Source organism: Burkholderia stagnalis (assembly GCF_902830275.1).
Classification (GTDB): Bacteria; Pseudomonadota; Gammaproteobacteria; order Burkholderiales; family Burkholderiaceae; genus Burkholderia; species Burkholderia stagnalis.
In genome coordinates this window covers 1-2,360 of record NZ_CADESW010000055.1, presented here as the reverse complement: position 1 = coordinate 2,360, position 2,360 = coordinate 1, and the positions used below count along the sequence as shown (strand labels likewise).

Genomic DNA, 2,360 nt, shown 5'->3' with positions numbered 1-2,360 from the left:
GTCGAGAGCGACGCGACGGCGCTGTTGGTCGAGCTGAGGCCAGTGGACAACGAGGTAACACCGCTTTGCGCGGTACTGATGCCGGTCGAAGTCGAGGTGGACAGCGAGGTGATCGAGCTGGTGGCCGACGAGATACCCGTCGACGCCGATGTGGACAGCGATGCAACGGAACTGTTGGTCGAGCTCAGACCGGTCGACAGAGAATTGACACCGCTCTGCGCGGTGCTGATGCCGGTCGACGTGGAAGTCGAGAGGGACGCGACGGAACTGTTTGTCGAGCTCAGGCCAGTGGACAGCGAATTGACACCGCTTTGCGCGGTACTGATGCCGGTCGAAGCGGAAGTGGACAGCGAGCTGATGCCGGTCGAGGTCGATGTGGACAGCGAGGCAATCGAGCTATTGGCCGACGAGATGCCGGTCGAAGTGGAGGTCGACAGCGATGCAACGGAGCTGCTGGCCGAGCTGAGACCGGTCGACGTGGAGGTCGACAACGAAGCGACGGAGCTGTTGGTCGAACTCAGGCCAGTGGACAACGAGTTGACGCCGCTTTGCGCGGTGCTGATGCCGGTCGACAGCGAGCCGACGGCCGTCGACGTGGACGTCGACAGGGTATTGATCGCGGTGTTGGTCGCATAGAGCTGCGAGCCGTTGATCGCGTCGGTGCTGGAAGCGGAGATCCGACCTGCGGCAACGTTGGTGACCTGACGCTCGGCGCCGGCTGCGCCGACACTGACGACGCTGCTCGGGGTCGTGCCGGCAAACGAGTAGCTCGTGCCGCCAATGGTGGCGCTGGCGGTCGGATTTGCAGCTGCCGTGACGGAGCCGTTGCCGAGCGCGACGTCGCCGGCGTTGTTCGCGACCGCGTTCGGGCCGATCGCGACGGAGTTGGTGCCGAGAGCCTGGCTGTCCGGCGCGGTGGAATTCGCGTGGAAGTACTTGATGCCCTGGCTGTTGATGTTGTCGACCGCGGAGCCGACGTTGTTGGCGGTGGTCGTGGTGCCGTTTGCGTTGTACGTGGTGTACGACGGCGCGGAGACGGTGCCGGTCGCCGGGTTGTAGGTCGAGCCGCCGCCGAGTGCTGCGGCAGTGCTGTTGCCGAGGTTGTTGGTCGTGGAGACGGCCGTGCTCAGGCCGGTGGACAGCGAGTTGACGCCGCTTTGTGCGGTGCTGATACCCGTCGACGTCGACGTGGACAGCGACGTCACCGCGCTATTGGTCGTGCTCAGTCCCGTCGACAGCGAGTTGACACCGCTCTGCGCGGTGCTGATGCCGGTCGACGTGGACGTCGACAGCGAGGTAACCGAGCTGTTGGTCGTGCTCAGCCCGGTCGAAAGCGAGCCGATGCCGGTCGAAGTCGACGTGGAAAGCGAGGTGATCGAGCTGTTTGCCGATGAAATCCCGGTCGAAGCCGACGTCGACAGCGACGTCACCGAGCTATTGGTTGCACTCAGTCCAGTCGACAGCGAATTGACGCCGCTTTGCGCGGTGCTGATGCCGGTCGAAGCGGACGTGGACAGCGAAGTAACCGAGCTGTTGGTCGCACTCAGTCCCGTCGACAGCGAGTTGACACCGCTTTGCGCGGTGCTGATGCCAGTCGAAGCGGACGTGGACAGCGAAGTAACCGAGCTGTTCGTCGCGCTCAGCCCGGTCGACAGCGAGCCGATGCCGGTCGAAGTCGACGTGGAAAGCGAGGTGATCGAGCTGTTTGCCGATGAAATCCCGGTCGAAGCCGACGTCGACAGCGACGTCACCGAGCTGTTGGTTGCACTCAGTCCGGTGGACAGCGAATTGACACCGCTTTGCGCGGTGCTGATGCCGGTCGAAGCGGACGTGGACAGCGAAGTAACCGAGCTGTTCGTCGTGCTCAGCCCGGTCGAAAGTGAGCCGATGCCGGTCGAAGTCGACGTGGAGAGCGAGACGATCGAGCTGTTTGCCGACGAAATCCCGGTCGAAGCAGACGTCGACAGCGACGTCACCGAGCTATTGGTTGCACTCAGTCCAGTCGACAGCGAATTGACGCCGCTTTGCGCGGTGCTGATGCCAGTCGAAGCGGACGTGGACAGCGAAGTAACCGAGCTGTTCGTCGTGCTCAGACCAGTCGAAAGCGAGCTGATCCCCGTCGACGTCGACGTGGACAGCGAAACGATCGAGCTATTGGCCGACGAAATGCCGGTCGATGCCGAGGTCGACAGGCTCGCGATACTCGACGTCGTCGTGCTGGCAACCGCATACAACGAGCCTATCCGAATGTTTGTGTGTGAGGCATAAACTGATGGCCAAGGAGCCACGTTATGCCACGCAAACGCAAGGAAGAAGTGACGATTGAACCGGGCAAGGGCTTGAACCTGGACCCGGAACTG

At 62.8% G+C, this 2,360-nt stretch carries 1 pseudogene; it reads right to left on the bottom strand.

The window, feature by feature from the left end:
• Nucleotides 1-2,162 (bottom strand): annotated as a pseudogene (locus HWY45_RS36135) (beta strand repeat-containing protein); the annotation flags it as partial.
• Between the last annotated feature and the right edge of the window lie 198 nt (nucleotides 2,163-2,360).